The organism is Vibrio sp. ED002 (genome assembly GCF_023277445.1).
GTDB classification, from domain to species: Bacteria; Pseudomonadota; Gammaproteobacteria; order Enterobacterales; family Vibrionaceae; genus Vibrio; species Vibrio jasicida.
Genome location: NZ_CP080239.1, coordinates 1,171,835 through 1,186,174 on the forward strand (window position 1 = coordinate 1,171,835; position 14,340 = coordinate 1,186,174).

Below are 14,340 nucleotides of genomic sequence, written 5' to 3' on the forward strand. Positions count from 1 at the left end.
ATTTTGACCATCCCCACCAATGTCTAGCGAAGAGCATTGGTGGGATTTTTTGTTTACAGCGCTTTTAATACTTCCATCGCAAGCGCTTCATCGTCTTGCTCTGCTAAACCACTGATACCAATTGCACCGACGACTTTCCCTTCTTGTTCTACTGGTACTCCGCCCATAAAGCCCGTGATCTTTGGGTCAGTCCAATAACTCAACTGCTTACCTGTTTCACGAGCCCAAGCGCCCAAATTGCCACTATGCTGACGGTCTCTAGCCGAGGTGTAGGCTTTGTTTTGTGCCAACAAACCTGCTTGCACGCTCACATCATCCATTCGGGCAAAACCGAGCAATTCGCCATGCGTATCAACCACGGCAACCGCAATGTTTTGCTTACGAGCAGCAGCAATTTCCAATGCCGTTTGAATCAGAGTTTGAACTTGTACGTATTTCATTTTTCTCTCCTAAGGAATCTCATGGCCAAGGGTTTTCTCGAACAATCCATACCAATGGCTGCGTGATAGCGTGACGTTCTCTACTTGAGCACAAGCGCGAATACGCTGTGGGTTTGCGGTACCAATAACAGGCTGTATTTGATTTGGATGACGCGTCAAGAAGGCTAAAACAATCGCCTCGGACGACACGCCATATTCAGCTGCTAGCGCCATCACCATCTCCGCCGTCTGTCTGGTGTTGTGATCATCAGAATGTAAGCCACGCTCTGAGAATCTTCCCTGCGCCATACTGCCCCACGCTTGCAGTTGGATATTGTGCTTACGGGCATGTTCCAGTGTTCCTGCAACGTAATCAGATGCCGACGAAGGAAGCCCCATGCCTTGCTTGATGAAGTCAGACTTAGCCAGACTCATTTCTAACTGGTTTGCCACAATAACTTCGCCCGTTGCTTGTTGGAGAAGATCAATTTGAGCACTGTTCATATTAGAGACACCGAAGTGGTTAACTTTGCCAGCTTGTTTCAGGGCTTGTAACGCTGTGCCAAGTTCTTCAAACTCAACCAAAGGATCAGGACGATGCAGCATCAAAACATCAAGATTCTCCACGCCAAGGCGCTCAAGAATGCCCTCAACAGAAGCCGTCACCCATTTAGCAGAGAAGTCATACTGCTTAACACCTTGCTCATCTCCTAGACGGATGCCGCACTTGGATTGCAGATAAATTCGTTCTCGTAACGTTGAGTCATTGGCTAAGATGCGCCCAAATACTTCTTCTGCCTTACCGAATTTGTAGATATCCGCATGATCAAAGAGATTAATGCCTACCTCTAATGCTGCCTCTACAGCGGCATAAGCTTGGTTTTCATCTTGGGCGGTTAATGGGTTGCGATTCCACTCCCCTCCAAGCCCCATGCAGCCGAAGACCAAGCGGCTAACGTTAGGTAAGGTTTTGGCGAGCGGTAGTGTTGGATTGTTCATCGTTGTTCTCACTTTTCCGATTTCTGCATTTTCAATTTCTGAAATTAACTCGAACCATCTTACCGTTCGTAAAAATTAGTTTAATACCGTAAAATCGAATTCATTATCCTCGTTAGCGAACAATCGAGATGACAGATTACAAAAGAATTGAAAAACTGATGCTGTTTGCCGAAGTGGCTCAAACACTCAACTTTTCTAGGGCAGCGGAGCAACTTGGCATTTCTAAAAGTTACCTGTCAGAACAAATCAAGCGATTGGAATCGGAACTCGCCACGCCTTTGATTGTTCGAACCACACGCAGCGTGAGATTGACGGCAGAGGGTGAGTCGATCTTTGCACAAGCAGAAGATCTCAAACGCCGCGTAATGGAAATGGAAAAGAGTCTAAGTCAGCAATCTGAGCAAATAGACGGCCTGATTCGGCTTACCGCTCCCAAGATGTTTGCTGAAGCGGTACTGCATGATTTATGTGTGGCGTTTCGCGCTCTACATCCAAACGTAGAGTTCGAGATCCTTTCTAGCTATCAAGCGTTTAATCTGACGGAAACCAGCGTCGACTTTGCGTTTCGAGCGACAAGAACCCCGCCCGAGAATATGATTGCGCATCACCTTTTGGACTACTACCACTGGCTGGTTACTTCTCCTGAGTATCTGCGAGAAAAAGGCACGCCGGAGACGTTAGCGGATTTAAAACAGCATCAATGCTTAACCACATTGCATCAAAAAGAATGGCCTTTAAGAACGGGAACGGTTCAAACCCAAGGTTGGCTTTCTAGCAATGAAAACCGCTTACTCAAAGAATCAGCTCTGTCTGGCAATGGCATCGCTCGATTAGCAAGTTACTTTGTCGAGCAAGACGTTGAAAATGGCCGACTAGTGCAGGTTCTATCTGAAGAAACTGACCACCAGCACAACGCGGTTTACTTGGTGTATCCGCAACTCATCTATCAATCGGCGAAAACCAAAGCCTTCATTGAATTCGTGAAGCAGCACTTTGCTAAATAACTAAGGCAGTTAATCCGCTGACCACACCGAGCGAATATCTGGCCAACCCCAGTTGGTTAAAGCCACGTCTTCTAACACACCTTGGAAGCGCAAAGTTTGCGTATGGTGGAACATAGGTGCAATCCAGTATTCGCTGACGAGTGTGGAAGCAATAGGTTCAAGCGCTCTGAGGTAACCTTCTAGCGAGGTATACGCGCGCACTTTCTCTAGTTGCTCATCCAACCAAGTCGCATTCTCTTCACCCAAGGTGTGGTGCAACACGGTATTGCTAAAAAAGTTGGTAAACGCCGATGCATGGCGGTTGTCATCCAAGTTGATGTTCGTCACCACCAAGGTTTCATCTAGCGTGCCGTTTTTGGCTTTTTCGCTTAGCTCTCGGTAGGAATACATCACAATGCCGACTTTGCTTCCTGTCCCTTCAAGTAGGTTAGCAATTGCACGCGCACATCGTCTCAATGCCGTGTAGTTGTACCCCGCGATGGTGATATGTTTAGGCAGTTTGCTTTCTTCACCAAACGGTCTTAGTACGGGCTTCCACGTTGGCAACATGTTGTAAGCAGGTACGCTGCCAAACACGATCTTTTCTTTGCGCATCACATCGGCAAGTCGCTCCGGTTGAATCAACTCGGCGATATAACGACGCTGCGCTTGAGACAGAGGATACTTGGCATGTTGATTAAACAAGGCGAACAAGCAGCCGTCCTCGGTGCGACTGTGCTGACTCGCCGGGGCAGGCTCGGCATCTTGTGTCGACATGTAGTGCCCGCACATGCTGTCGGCAAGCTCGTCGTCCGCTTTCTCGATCTGTTTCGGCGGTATATTTGCGGCTAGGGATGGGTTCTCCATTTTCTCATCATTGACGATCCAGATTGTCACCATGTCGGTCAGTACTCGACAGGCGTAATAGCCATCAAAAGCTTGCAGTTTTAATCGATGAGCACTGTGTTCAATCACAGAGAAAGGACCACTGCCAACGACCAAATTGTTATTGGCGACGTTCACTTGGCTAACGGGTTGGATGCCGTACTTCACGCCAGAAATAAGCCCAGCAAAACCCAAATCTGGCTTGCTGAGGGTAAACACAACCTTGAGTGGATTTGGCGCGGTAATGTTATCGACATGAGCTAACTCTTTCTCATACAACTCAAGAGAACTGAGTTTGGCAAACAGGCTAACAACGGTATCGGCATCAATCGGTGCACCATTGTGAAAGGTTAAGCCCGGGCGCAGGTAAAAGGTCCATTCGTAGCTTTTCTCGTCATAACGCCAATGATGAGCAAGCTCTGGCTTCACCACTCCGTTGTAGTCACTCGATACCAAACAACAGTAGATTTGACGCAAGAAGAAGCGCTCACTGCTGCGATGCAGTTGATGAGGAACAATACGCTCAAACACACGTTTGTAGGTAAGCTGAATGTTGAGTCGACCTTCTTGAACAGATGCCCCCGAAGTCGTTTTGAGCAAACGTCCAAATGCCGCTTCATCTTCATCGAGAATCGCCAACGCTTTTTCGTATTTACCCAGCTTGATTCGCTCCAGTGCGAGGCTTTCTTTTAATGCACTCAACTCGATGTTCAGCAATAACGTTGAACGTTGATTTCGTCCCGCCTTTGGTAGCCAACTCAACCATGCTTGCTCCTGCATTTGCGACAGTAAGCTGCGTGCATGGCGAGGAGAAGTGAACAGCAAGTCAGCGACTTCCTGCAATGTGGTTTTGGCTTCACTTCCCACGCCAAATGGTGTGAGTCGTTGGTAGTAGCGGAACAAGTTGAGATCAGACACCGCGCGCCCTCAAAAAGTGGATATAGGTTTATTTTACTCAACTTATTCGAGAGAAAATAAGAAAACTTCCAAACACTTTGTTCCCCTTTTTACCCTCACTAATGCAAAAATCGGTGAGTTAGCGCACCTTCTGGGGCTAACTAGGAATAAACCACAGAAATCTACTCTCTTTTTCAGCTCCTCTTTTCTTCGCATACTGACCCTGTCAGCAACAAGGAGGAAACACTATGCGATTCCAAATTCGATCAGCAAAAGACATGCCTACAATGGCAACCTATTTCCGAGAGCGCGTTGCGCATTCAGACAACAAGCTTGAGGTAATGGCTCTGGTAACAATGAACGATTTCTTCAACTGGTAAACGAACCTTAAGCAGAACTTAGCTCCTGATACTACACCCCCACTTCGTTGTATCTTTAAGTTCTGCTTTTCTTTTTCCTCAAGCCAATGACCTAGCTTTGCAATTAAACCCCGCAAATTATTCATACTTGCCTTGCGTTTTTACTTAGTTTCGATTCTGTAGTTGCATCCTTAGCTCTTCAGGCGTAAAATTTATCGCAATTCGACGATTAACTATTAAGGCCAGCGAATGAGTGATAAGTGCAACGACACGTGCGAAGTTGTTTTTCAGACAACACAACAACAGCTCGAGAAAGAACAAACTCTAGCAGCACAAGCAAAAGCTTTGTCACATCCAGCACGTTTGCGCATTCTGCATATCCTGCACACGCTCGATACCATGGGCGGTTGTTTGAACAGTGATTTGGTTTCTGAACTGGGTCTTGCGCAATCTACTGTTTCCGAGCACTTGCGTATTCTAAAGCAAGCTGGCTTTATCAGCGCCGAGCCAAACCCACCTAAGGTGTGTTACCGCATTCAACGCGACGCGTTTGATCAGTTCAATCTAGGATTTTCCAAGTTATTTGATTAATTCCCTTTGCACGCTGGTCAGGCGTGCAGAGATAAACTATACCTTTAACTATCGCCTTTCGACGATAAACGAATAAAGAGACCACTATGACTACTCAAGTTTTAAATAGTGCCAGCGACAAAATGAGCTTCTTGGACCGTTACCTAACGGTGTGGATTTTTGTTGCAATGGCAATCGGTGTAGGTATTGGCGCTGCTTTTCCGCAGGTTGCTGAATGGAATGAATCAATGTCAGTGGGCAGCACAAACATCCCACTAGCGATTGGTTTGATTTTAATGATGTACCCGCCTCTGGCAAAAGTAAATTACAACCTATTAGGTACCGTCACTAAAGACAGAAAAGCGATCACGCTGTCTTTGGTCATGAACTGGATTGTCGGCCCTATTTTGATGTTCATCCTTGCATTGACTTTCCTAGGTGATCATCCGGGTTACATGGTTGGTATCATTCTGATCGGTCTTGCTCGTTGTATTGCGATGGTATTGGTATGGAACGATATCGGTGGCGGTAACAAAGAATACGGCGCAGCCCTAGTTGCACTAAACAGCGCTTTCCAAATCGTGACTTACAGTGTGATGGCATGGTTGTTCATCACTGTATTGCCACCAGTCTTTGGTTACGAAGGTTTCGTGGTTGATATCTCGATGATGGACATCGCGGAAAGCGTTCTTATTTACCTTGGTATTCCATTCCTAGCGGGCTTCCTGAGCCGCAAATGGCTGGTTGCTGCGAAAGGTGAGCAATGGTACAACGACGTGTTCATCCCACGCATTTCACCAATTACGCTTATCGCCCTGCTTGCGACCATCGTACTGATGTTCAGCTTGAAAGGTGAGATGATTCTTGAACTGCCAATGGATGTATTCCGTGTAGCAATTCCACTGGCTATCTACTTTGTGTTGATGTTCTTTGTCAGCTTCTTCGTTGGTAAGAAAATGGGCATCGACTACGACAAAAACGCATCGATTGCTTTCACGGCAACAGGCAACAACTTTGAATTGGCAATTGCGGTTTCTATCGCGGTGTTTGGCCTAAATTCAGACCAAGCTTTTGCTGGTGTCATTGGTCCACTGATCGAAGTGCCTGTATTGATTGCTTTGGTGAACGTCGCGCTCAAAATGAAAAAGAAATACTACAAATAACCAAAGGTTATAGTGACTTGAAAGCGCCCGTCGTTAAAGCGACGGGCGCTTTTTGTTTTCCATGCTAGGCATGATGAGATCAACAAAATCCAATTTGCTAACCCAAAGTTTTGAACAATGTTTTAAATTAGAAATTCATATAGGAGTTTGAGTAATGAATTTAGAATATAAAAAACTGAAGTGGCATGCTGTTCTCAAGCTTTCACAACAGACGATTAAGTGTCTAGAAGAGGAAGACAGCACAACTTTGACCGATGTCGACAAAGTGCGCGCGAACGTTCATGCAGCAGAACTACTGCAACAACTCTTGTCCGATCTTGCGATTGCGGATTCTAAGTCTTCGAGCACATTAAGCTCAGTAAAACGCGCTTAGTTTTATTCAGGACACATTAATTGACGACCACCGTTTTGATGTAATCACTCGGTGTTAGGCCGAATTTACCTTTAAAACGCTGGCTAAAACGCCCCTCGGATTGATAGCCGCAAGACTGAGCCAACAGCGCGACGTTGTAATGGCCATTCTGCATCAAATACAAGGCATGATTTAAGCGCACTTCCGCCAGCACTTCCCGATACTGAGTACCCTCTTGCTTGAGCTTACGAATCATGGTCGCACGGCTCATGGCAAAACGCTCAGCCACCAACTCTAAAGTGTGTTCCTCTCCCGGGGAATACGACAAATAACGGCTCAGCTTCTGGCTGAATGTTGTATTCGCACTCGCAAACAAACGATGCAACACACCACGCTCAGCAAGTTGCTGATACAACCCCATTACCCAGAAGGTTTGGGTCTCTTTACTCAGGGTTTGTTGGTCAAACGAGAACAGAGCATTGAGCGTATCTTCTAAGGCTTTATCGGATTCTAATGTTGGCTTTTCCTCACCACTATCAATGCTCGCGCTAAGTTCAAGCATTGATTCTGACGGCAAACAATGGAAGCTAAACATTCTAGAGAGAAACTTACCTTTTTGCGGTAAGTTCTCAAAACTCAGCGATGCAGAAGCCTTACAAAGCAGCAGCTCAGAATTGGAAAGATCCAGCGCCGATTCTTTCCAGAAAAGACGCTTACTGCCTGTGATGATCTGAATAATACTTGGGGAATGGATCTTCACATTACGCAGCTTCTGTAACTGCTCGGCACGAAACAACGTGACTCGATATTGATGGATCATCTATTCCCCTCGTTTTTTATCATCTATCTATTACGGCTTAACGTGTGTACGTCGCCGTCAGTTTTGCTTTGTCTAGTGCCATGCTGTTAAGCGTAAAACCAACCACAGCAGCTGGTGTGTTTTCATCTAGGTTTAGTTTCTCTGTTGGCAATGCCCAAACCGTAAATTGGTAGCGGTGCATGCCGTCTGCTTCTGGTGGGCAAACGCCACCAAAACCAACTGTTCCGTAGTCAATACGCGACTCTTTACCGTCCAATTTTTCAATGTTCACTGCGCGTGGCAGTTCGCTTACTGAAGCTGGAATGTTAAACGCAACCCAGTGCCAGAAACCACTGCCAGTAGGCGCATCAGGGTCATAAGCCGTGATTGCAAAGCTCTTTGTTCCTGCTGGCGCATCCTTCCACATCAATTGTGGAGATTGGTTGCCACCATTACAGCCCCAGCTGTTGTATTCGAAGGTCTTCGCCATAGGATGACCTTCTTGGATATCTTTACTGGTTAACTCAAATGCTTGTGCTGAACCAACCGCCAATAAGCTCATTGCTAGTACTGATGTCGTGATTACTTTCATGATGATGCTCCTATTTCTTAAGTTCGGCATCAGTGTAAGCCCCAAAAGAAACAAAAACCCATCATTAAGTATCAATAGAGTTCATTTTAGGCCAATTAGTGATACTTTTCGTAATATTTTCAAATTCGTGCTTACTGGCGACCTATTTGGTGTCTGCCCAAGTGACTTCAAGATGCAGGATTCAGAGCGCTGTCATTGACTCGAGTTCAAGGAAAACAACGCAGCGTAATAGCCAGCTCTTTCAAAGTTGTTTGACGCAGCAATCGGGGCAATGACACGCTCCCAAAGGGACCTCTTTGTAAATAGTAAGGGATTTGGCTTGTATACTTTGTTGTCGATTCTTGATTTAGATCCACTAGACCTTTAAATCGCCGCCGCGTCTACAAACCAAGTCATTCTCGCTGAACCTAGCATCTCGAGGTTACTTGGGTATATGCTCATTAGCCCAAAGCAAACAAGGAAGCGTAAATGAAACTGGATATCTACGTGGTGGACGCCTTCACCGATACGCAATTCAAAGGCAACTCTGCAGCGGTGGTGCCGTTAGAGGAATGGCTAGCCCCAGAGTTGATGCAAAATATCGCGACAGAAAACAACTTATCGGAAACGGCCTTTCTAAAATCCATTGGCGCAAACCAATATGAGATTCGTTGGTTCTCTCCGATTACTGAAATCGACTTTTGTGGGCACGCAACGCTAGCCTCGTCGTTAGTGCTGTTTGATGAGCTTGGCATTAGTGGCACGATTGAATTTCATACTCTGGAAGTAGGAACGCTCACCGTAGAAAAGAATGCGCAAGGTAAGATTGAAATGACGTTCCCTGCTCGTCCTCCAAAAGCCGTTTCTGATATTCCCTCGGCATTAATTGAAGGCTTAAGTTGCGATGTGGAACGCGTACTGCTTAGCCCCCAAGCGTACTTCGTGGTAGTCGACAGCCAACAGGAGGTACTTGAGGTTCAATACCGTTCAGAACATCTCAAGACTCTCGCTCCTTACGATGTGGTCGTTACTGCGAAAGGCGATCAACAAGACTTTGTATCGCGTTACTTTTGGCCTGCAAATGGTGGCGACGAAGACCCCGTAACCGGCTCGATTCACGCTGGATTAGCACCGTTCTGGGCAGAAGAATTAGGCAAAACATCACTGGTTGCATATCAAGCTTCTCAGCGCGGAGGTATTTTGCATTGTGAAGTTACTGGCAAACAAGTAAGAGTATCTGGCGACGGCGTGCTTTACATGAAAGGTAAGATTTTTGTATAGCCCTTTAGCTTGTCTTTAGCATTAGCCAATAGAACAAAGCCCGGCGTTATTGAGCTATATAACGCCGGGCTTGAGGATAACGCTGGGCTTGATGGTTTAGGTAGAGTGATGTCGAACTACTGGAACTTCTCACCCGCAGCAGCAGCAAAAGCCATTTCTACCAACAGTTCAGGATTCGCCAATTCAACTTTGACGCAAGCACGGCTTGGTGCGCAGCCCTCAGGGAACCACGCATCCCATACTTCGTTGAGGGCATCGAAGTTAGCAAAATCCGTCACGTAAATCGTCACAGATAAGATGCGCGACCTATCGCTATCAACACTGGCTAGCATTTGCTCGGCTTGGTCGAAAATCTGCTGCACTTGCCCTTTCATATCCGCAGTTGTATCTGCTTCTGCCACCTCAACAAAGTTGGCAATACCGTTGAACACCGTTACATCAGACCAACGCTTGCATGGATTAATACGATGAATTGTCATGTTATTTCTCTTAATTACGAATTCTCAACCAAACACACAGGCGCACCGATGTCGCACGAATATCCGGTTGGAGTGATAGCGCCAGTTTCCGGATTCCTGTGAAAGCTAGCGACATTATGTGAATGTTGATTAGCAACGAGCATCCACTGCCCGTCACGGGATAAAACAAAATCTCTTGGAAACGCGCCGCCACAATCGGACGCCGCAATTTGAACCGGAGTATTACTCGTTATATCAAATGTGCTGATCAGATTTTGCGCACGGCATGAGACATAGACAAAACGCTCATCCGCAGAGAGACGAATAGCAGACGCCGCTTCTTTGTTCTCTTCATCGGCTAGTAGCTTAACTTGCTCAGTCAGATTCCACTGCCCACTTTGCTTGCGAAGTACCACCAGCGTTTCAGACAATTCGCAAACAACGTACGCGACAGATTCATCACGATTGAAGACCAAATGACGAGGCCCAGAGCCAGCAGGCATAGCGACGCTTTGAGAAAGTGAAAACTTAACTGTTTCACCATCATTGTCGTAGTCATAGAAATGAACACAGTCTGTGCCTAAATCGACCACAGCCAATTGAGCGGAGTGTTTTAGAAAAGTGACTTGATGCGCATGAGGTGAAGTTTGACGATCAATATTCGGCCCATTGCCTTCTACATACAATTCTGCAATGGATTTCAAAGGCTTGCCTTGCTCATCAAGTTGGTAAACACTTACATTGCCGGAACCGTAGTTTGCAACAGCGAGTAACGGTTCTTTAATGTCGATTTGACAAGGGTAATCACCTTCAATTGGCAATCCATACCTGTCTGTTTTTTCAGCAAATATCAGCTCTGCACCTTCCAAGCGATTGACTTCATTAAAGGTATATAAACCCTCTCCTTTGAGCGCAAGGTAAGAAGGGTTACGAACCGTTTTCACCGCTTCTGGAACATGTTCATTGGTGAGCGTTAATGCGCCAGTAGCAGTATCGAGAGAAACACACACAATGCCCTGACTTTGGCTTGGTGAATCGGTATAGGTGCCTACATAAAAATGTAAGTGACCATTTACTATCATGGGAAACCTTTAGGAGATAAAAGAGTGCTTAACCGATAAGATGCCGCCTGCGTTACCAGACGGCAATCCCTTTTAGTTATCAATCGGTTAAAGTGTGAAGCAACTGCTCGGTTGGTACTACGATGGCGACAATCGTTTCATCAAAAATAATCGCATTTTCATTGATGATGCGTTGATGCGCTTCAGCGTCAGATTGGCTAATGTCACTGCCCTGCTTGGCGAGCTCAATCAAGGTTAAACCTAAATCGGCAACTTTGATTGCGGATTCTGCAACTGGCACCGTTTCTACTGACGCCACGTTGGCCGCGAAAATAGGTTTGGCTTGCTGCGCCGCTAACTTAACGCTTTGATAATGCATCGCCAACGCATCCAATGCTGCTGTATCACCTTGAGCATAAGCCGCGACCAAATCTTGCATCTCATACACTGCTAGGCTTTCTACTGGCAGTGCATCCGCAAAGCGGTTTAATCGCTCATACTGATTGTATAAATCACCTTCAATTGGCGTAGAGACCCATTTCTCCCAATGACGAGCGTAGTATTGAGCTGGTTCGATGTACTGCGCAAATGTTTGTAGCGGAGTTTCGTCCGCACCATTAGCAAGACGTTTTAGCATCATATTGGCATCGGCGTGATGGCGTAGACCAAGCGAAATCTCAGACCATGTATCCATCACCTTCATGCGTTTGTACATGCTGTGCTCATCGGTCAGCTCCTGACTCGACCATAGACGCTCAGCAATCGCGTAGCTTCTAGGCCATAAGCGTTGCTCGATGGTCATTGAATCGAGGTTCTCACCCCAGATGGTGATTTCTCCACCTAAAATTAACTGTTGTTCTTTCTCGGTCAGTTCAGCCGGATAGCCGCCATTCGGCTTAGGAATGACACTCCCTGCCATGTCGCTGCTCGCGACCAATTCTCCAGTCGCAGGCCAACGAACATTGCCAATCAATTGGTAACTGGTGTCTTTCAACTTGCCGTCTGCAAAGTCATAGTTGAATTCGGTGTAAGACATAAAGTTATCGAAATGCCCTTTAAACTTCACACCTGGCACGTACTCGATGATGAACACCTCTTCGCGGGACTTACCGTTGTAATCGGTAAACGCACGGTAGCTGCCATCTGTCGCTTCTATAATGGTTAGATTACCTGTACGTGGACCACCTTTGTTGCGTGGTTTCACCCAGTCATAAGTCGCGAATTTCTCACCTTGATGAAGTTGATCATCAACCGTGATTCCTTTCGGCATTGGATCATTGCGGTAGTGGTAACTGGTTGGTTGTGGCTGGTCTAGGTAATAGCCTGTTGAGAGAATACCTTGGTAGCCCTCTTTTGCTGCTCTACCGATACTGTCGTGCCCTTGCCAACTTTGAATCACAATCGAGGTTGGAAGGTCTTTGTGCCAGATTTCATCCCAACCTGTCATCTTCTTGCCACGTGCTTCCAGCATCTGTTCAACCTTGGTGTTCAGATACGATTGCAGACCACGCTCTCCATCCAGATTGTTGTCTTTGATGAATTGCTGAATCTTCGGGTTGTCTTTCCACTGTTGGTAATTTGGTTCATCCCCGCCGATATGGAAGTACTCATCTGGGAAGAGCTCAACCACTTCGTCAAACACGCTCGCCAGCATCTTGTAGAGTTCAGGATTGGTCGGGTCCATTAACGGCTCAAACACACCCCAGCCACGTTGGTGCGGATAAGATTGCTCACCCATACCAGACATTAATTCAGGGTAAGCGTGCGCCACTGCCGAAGCATGTCCCGGCAAAGAAATTTCAGGGATAACTCGAATGCCAAGGTTGCGCGCGTAATTCACCACATGGCGGATTTCATCTTTGGTGTAGTAATCACCATCTGCGGTGTCTTGCCAAAGCTTTTGGTAGTTATTGAGCTGGATACGAATCGCTTGGTCATCCCAAATATGCCAATGGAAGACGTTCATTTTTGCTGATGCCATCGCATCGAGTTGACGAAGAATCACAGCGAGTTCGATAAAATGACGGGATGTATCGTAAGAAACACCGCGCCAAGGAAAACGTGGCTCATCTTGAATCGACACCGCAGGCACAAAGTAGCCAGTCGCGTCCGTAGTCACCAACTGCAAGAATGTTTCTAAACCATGGAAAGCACCGTAAGGGCGTTCGGAGCGAATGATGATCTGACCATTACGCGATTCAAGTTGGTATGATTCATCACTGTTAATGTCTTGCACCTCGGACTTGGGCGCATTACGAATATCAATCACCAAGGTCGCGTCTTTTTCCGACTCAGCATGCCAGTTCAACATTGGTAAGCCGGTTTGGCGATATAGACGATCCATGGTGCGCTTAGCATTGAACTGCACGCGCGGGGAATCGTAGCCTTTGATGTAAATGCTGAAGGATTTATCCAGTGTGATTTTACCCTGCCCCAACTCTACATTTTGTGGGTAAGGCATTAGGTTAAGATCGGTGTTGGGAGTCATCGCCATCGCTGCCGTTGGAATTGTGCTTAAGCCTGAAATGAGTAGTGCTAATGTACCTTTGTTCATCCGCGCCATCCTATTGTTACTAGGGTCTGTTGATCTTTCGCGGTTAAATTTTGTTCGAGATAAAATCGTTTTAGGCGCGGCAAGGAGTGTGCCGCCTAGTCATTCTAAGCAAATACTCCTTAACAAAGCATAAAACGATTTTAGCCGAACCCTTTGGGCAGCGTTTGTTGGTCATTTCTACTGCGTTATCGACTTCTCATGTAGGCTAGCTACATAGCAAAGTCTCTGCCTTGTATAAATATCCAACAATTCGCTGCAAAAATCAGCTCGAAAGTTCAACAGACCCTATAATTATTCAACCCAAGTCACGCTATTTCATGGGGTCTGGTGACTTGGGTAAAAGAGCTCTGTTTGAGTTACGCAACCAGCTCTACTGCTTCACGAACCAGCTTACCAATTTCGTCCCACTGTTCGTTTTCAATTAAGCTCGGTGCCACCATCCAAGTACCACCGCAACAAACCACACGGTCGATAGCTAGGTAATCATTGACGTTGCTTTTACCGATACCGCCTGTCGGCATCAGACTCACATCAACATAAGGTGCAAGTAGTGACTTCACCATCGCGATACCGCCGCTCGCTTCTGCCGGGAAGAATTTGAGGAAGTTCAAACCCAGCTCAAGTGCTTGTTCAACCTGGCTTGGGTTATTCACACCCGGTACGATTGGCATGTTGATTTCTTGACAGCGACGCACGGTATTGGGGTTCAAACCCGGCGCGACAATAAACTCTGCACCCGCGTCTTTCGCTTGGGTAATCTGCTCTGGCGTCAGTACCGTGCCAGCACCGATGCACATTTGCGGGTAGGCATCGCGCATGGCTTTAATCGCATCGGCAGCGGCTTCTGTTCGAAACGTCACTTCTGCGACTGGCAGACTGTTTTCTACTAACACTTTCGCCAGTGGGATCGCGTGCTCAACCTTGTTGATTTGAATAACTGGAATAACTTTGAATTGCTGAAGTTGCTTAATCATTGCTTGGGACATAAT

General features: G+C 46.5%; 15 protein-coding genes. 6 read left to right on the plus strand and 9 right to left on the minus strand.

What is annotated here, in order from left to right; all coding sequences use genetic code 11:
- Window positions 1-53: 53 nt before the first annotated feature.
- The gene (locus tag ITG12_RS21870) at window positions 54-440 is read right to left on the minus strand and encodes a heme-binding protein (RefSeq protein WP_038875481.1); all 387 of its coding nucleotides are present in this window, start codon (window positions 438-440) and stop codon (window positions 54-56) included.
- A 9-nt stretch (window positions 441-449) separates the two neighbouring features.
- Window positions 450-1,418: an aldo/keto reductase gene (locus ITG12_RS21875; protein WP_038875484.1), complete on the minus strand. Its 969-nt coding sequence runs from the start codon at window positions 1,416-1,418 to the stop codon at window positions 450-452.
- Window positions 1,419-1,546: 128 nt separating this feature from the next.
- Here ITG12_RS21875 and ITG12_RS21880 point away from each other — a divergent pair, with 128 nt between their 5' ends.
- On the plus strand, window positions 1,547-2,422 hold the full coding sequence (locus ITG12_RS21880) for a LysR family transcriptional regulator (protein ID WP_038875487.1): 876 nt from the start codon (window positions 1,547-1,549) through the stop codon (window positions 2,420-2,422).
- Between the two features lie 9 nt (window positions 2,423-2,431).
- Here ITG12_RS21880 and ITG12_RS21885 read toward each other — a convergent pair whose 3' ends face one another.
- Complete coding sequence (locus ITG12_RS21885; RefSeq protein ID WP_038875490.1) at window positions 2,432-4,204, minus strand: SgrR family transcriptional regulator; 1,773 nt, start codon at window positions 4,202-4,204, stop codon at window positions 2,432-2,434.
- 227 nt (window positions 4,205-4,431) lie between these two features.
- Here ITG12_RS21885 and ITG12_RS27735 point away from each other — a divergent pair, with 227 nt between their 5' ends.
- The 4 genes from ITG12_RS27735 to ITG12_RS21900 all read left to right on the plus strand — a co-directional run bounded on the left by ITG12_RS27735 (window position 4,432) and on the right by ITG12_RS21900 (window position 6,648).
- The gene (locus ITG12_RS27735; RefSeq protein ID WP_009706196.1) at window positions 4,432-4,563 is read left to right on the plus strand and encodes a hypothetical protein; all 132 of its coding nucleotides are present in this window, start codon (window positions 4,432-4,434) and stop codon (window positions 4,561-4,563) included.
- A gap of 228 nt (window positions 4,564-4,791) precedes the next feature.
- Window positions 4,792-5,133 carry a winged helix-turn-helix domain-containing protein gene (locus ITG12_RS21890; RefSeq protein ID WP_009706198.1) on the plus strand — a complete coding sequence of 114 codons (342 nt, stop codon included), beginning with the start codon at window positions 4,792-4,794 and terminating at the stop codon, window positions 5,131-5,133.
- An 86-nt stretch (window positions 5,134-5,219) separates the two neighbouring features.
- A complete protein-coding gene (gene arsB, locus ITG12_RS21895; protein ID WP_038875493.1) occupies window positions 5,220-6,275 on the plus strand; it encodes an ACR3 family arsenite efflux transporter in 1,056 nt (351 codons plus the stop codon).
- A 154-nt stretch (window positions 6,276-6,429) separates the two neighbouring features.
- The gene (locus ITG12_RS21900; RefSeq protein ID WP_038875496.1) at window positions 6,430-6,648 is read left to right on the plus strand and encodes a hypothetical protein; all 219 of its coding nucleotides are present in this window, start codon (window positions 6,430-6,432) and stop codon (window positions 6,646-6,648) included.
- 16 nt (window positions 6,649-6,664) lie between these two features.
- Here the strand turns inward: ITG12_RS21900 and ITG12_RS21905 are convergent, their stop codons facing one another.
- Both ITG12_RS21905 and ITG12_RS21910 read right to left on the minus strand, forming a co-directional pair.
- Window positions 6,665-7,447, minus strand: a complete 783-nt coding sequence (locus ITG12_RS21905; RefSeq protein ID WP_248873982.1) for a helix-turn-helix transcriptional regulator — start codon at window positions 7,445-7,447, stop codon at window positions 6,665-6,667.
- 37 nt (window positions 7,448-7,484) lie between these two features.
- The gene (locus tag ITG12_RS21910; RefSeq protein WP_248873983.1) at window positions 7,485-8,018 is read right to left on the minus strand and encodes a YbhB/YbcL family Raf kinase inhibitor-like protein; all 534 of its coding nucleotides are present in this window, start codon (window positions 8,016-8,018) and stop codon (window positions 7,485-7,487) included.
- Between the two features lie 468 nt (window positions 8,019-8,486).
- On the opposite strand from ITG12_RS21910, the gene ITG12_RS21915 reads away from it, so the two are divergent.
- Entirely contained in the window at window positions 8,487-9,278 is a 792-nt protein-coding gene (locus tag ITG12_RS21915) for a PhzF family phenazine biosynthesis protein (protein WP_248873984.1), read from the plus strand.
- Window positions 9,279-9,394: 116 nt separating this feature from the next.
- Here ITG12_RS21915 and ITG12_RS21920 read toward each other — a convergent pair whose 3' ends face one another.
- The 4 genes from ITG12_RS21920 to ITG12_RS21935 all read right to left on the minus strand — a co-directional run bounded on the left by ITG12_RS21920 (window position 9,395) and on the right by ITG12_RS21935 (window position 14,337).
- Complete coding sequence (locus ITG12_RS21920; protein ID WP_248873985.1) at window positions 9,395-9,757, minus strand: RidA family protein; 363 nt, start codon at window positions 9,755-9,757, stop codon at window positions 9,395-9,397.
- 14 nt (window positions 9,758-9,771) lie between these two features.
- Window positions 9,772-10,818 carry a lactonase family protein gene (locus tag ITG12_RS21925; RefSeq protein WP_248873986.1) on the minus strand — a complete coding sequence of 349 codons (1,047 nt, stop codon included), beginning with the start codon at window positions 10,816-10,818 and terminating at the stop codon, window positions 9,772-9,774.
- 79 nt (window positions 10,819-10,897) lie between these two features.
- Window positions 10,898-13,351 carry a beta-N-acetylhexosaminidase gene (locus ITG12_RS21930; protein ID WP_248873987.1) on the minus strand — a complete coding sequence of 818 codons (2,454 nt, stop codon included), beginning with the start codon at window positions 13,349-13,351 and terminating at the stop codon, window positions 10,898-10,900.
- A 356-nt stretch (window positions 13,352-13,707) separates the two neighbouring features.
- Complete coding sequence (locus ITG12_RS21935) at window positions 13,708-14,337, minus strand: bifunctional 4-hydroxy-2-oxoglutarate aldolase/2-dehydro-3-deoxy-phosphogluconate aldolase (RefSeq protein ID WP_248873988.1); 630 nt, start codon at window positions 14,335-14,337, stop codon at window positions 13,708-13,710.
- Between the last annotated feature and the right edge of the window lie 3 nt (window positions 14,338-14,340).

Bases quoted from the DNA above. Each gene is read 5' to 3' on its own strand.
- ITG12_RS21900 (WP_038875496.1), top strand. From the start codon at position 6,430: ATGAATTTAGAATATAAAAAACTGAAGTGGCATGCTGTTCTCAAGCTT.
- ITG12_RS21920 (WP_248873985.1), bottom strand. From the start codon at position 9,757: ATGACAATTCATCGTATTAATCCATGCAAGCGTTGGTCTGATGTAACG.
- arsB (WP_038875493.1), top strand. From the start codon at position 5,220: ATGACTACTCAAGTTTTAAATAGTGCCAGCGACAAAATGAGCTTCTTG.
- ITG12_RS21905 (WP_248873982.1), bottom strand. From the start codon at position 7,447: ATGATCCATCAATATCGAGTCACGTTGTTTCGTGCCGAGCAGTTACAG.
- ITG12_RS21890 (WP_009706198.1), top strand. From the start codon at position 4,792: ATGAGTGATAAGTGCAACGACACGTGCGAAGTTGTTTTTCAGACAACA.
- ITG12_RS21880 (WP_038875487.1), top strand. From the start codon at position 1,547: ATGACAGATTACAAAAGAATTGAAAAACTGATGCTGTTTGCCGAAGTG.
- ITG12_RS21935 (WP_248873988.1), bottom strand. From the start codon at position 14,337: ATGTCCCAAGCAATGATTAAGCAACTTCAGCAATTCAAAGTTATTCCA.
- ITG12_RS27735 (WP_009706196.1), top strand. From the start codon at position 4,432: ATGCGATTCCAAATTCGATCAGCAAAAGACATGCCTACAATGGCAACC.
- ITG12_RS21925 (WP_248873986.1), bottom strand. From the start codon at position 10,818: ATGATAGTAAATGGTCACTTACATTTTTATGTAGGCACCTATACCGAT.
- ITG12_RS21930 (WP_248873987.1), bottom strand. From the start codon at position 13,351: ATGAACAAAGGTACATTAGCACTACTCATTTCAGGCTTAAGCACAATT.
- ITG12_RS21875 (WP_038875484.1), bottom strand. From the start codon at position 1,418: ATGAACAATCCAACACTACCGCTCGCCAAAACCTTACCTAACGTTAGC.
- ITG12_RS21870 (WP_038875481.1), bottom strand. From the start codon at position 440: ATGAAATACGTACAAGTTCAAACTCTGATTCAAACGGCATTGGAAATT.
- ITG12_RS21915 (WP_248873984.1), top strand. From the start codon at position 8,487: ATGAAACTGGATATCTACGTGGTGGACGCCTTCACCGATACGCAATTC.
- ITG12_RS21910 (WP_248873983.1), bottom strand. From the start codon at position 8,018: ATGAAAGTAATCACGACATCAGTACTAGCAATGAGCTTATTGGCGGTT.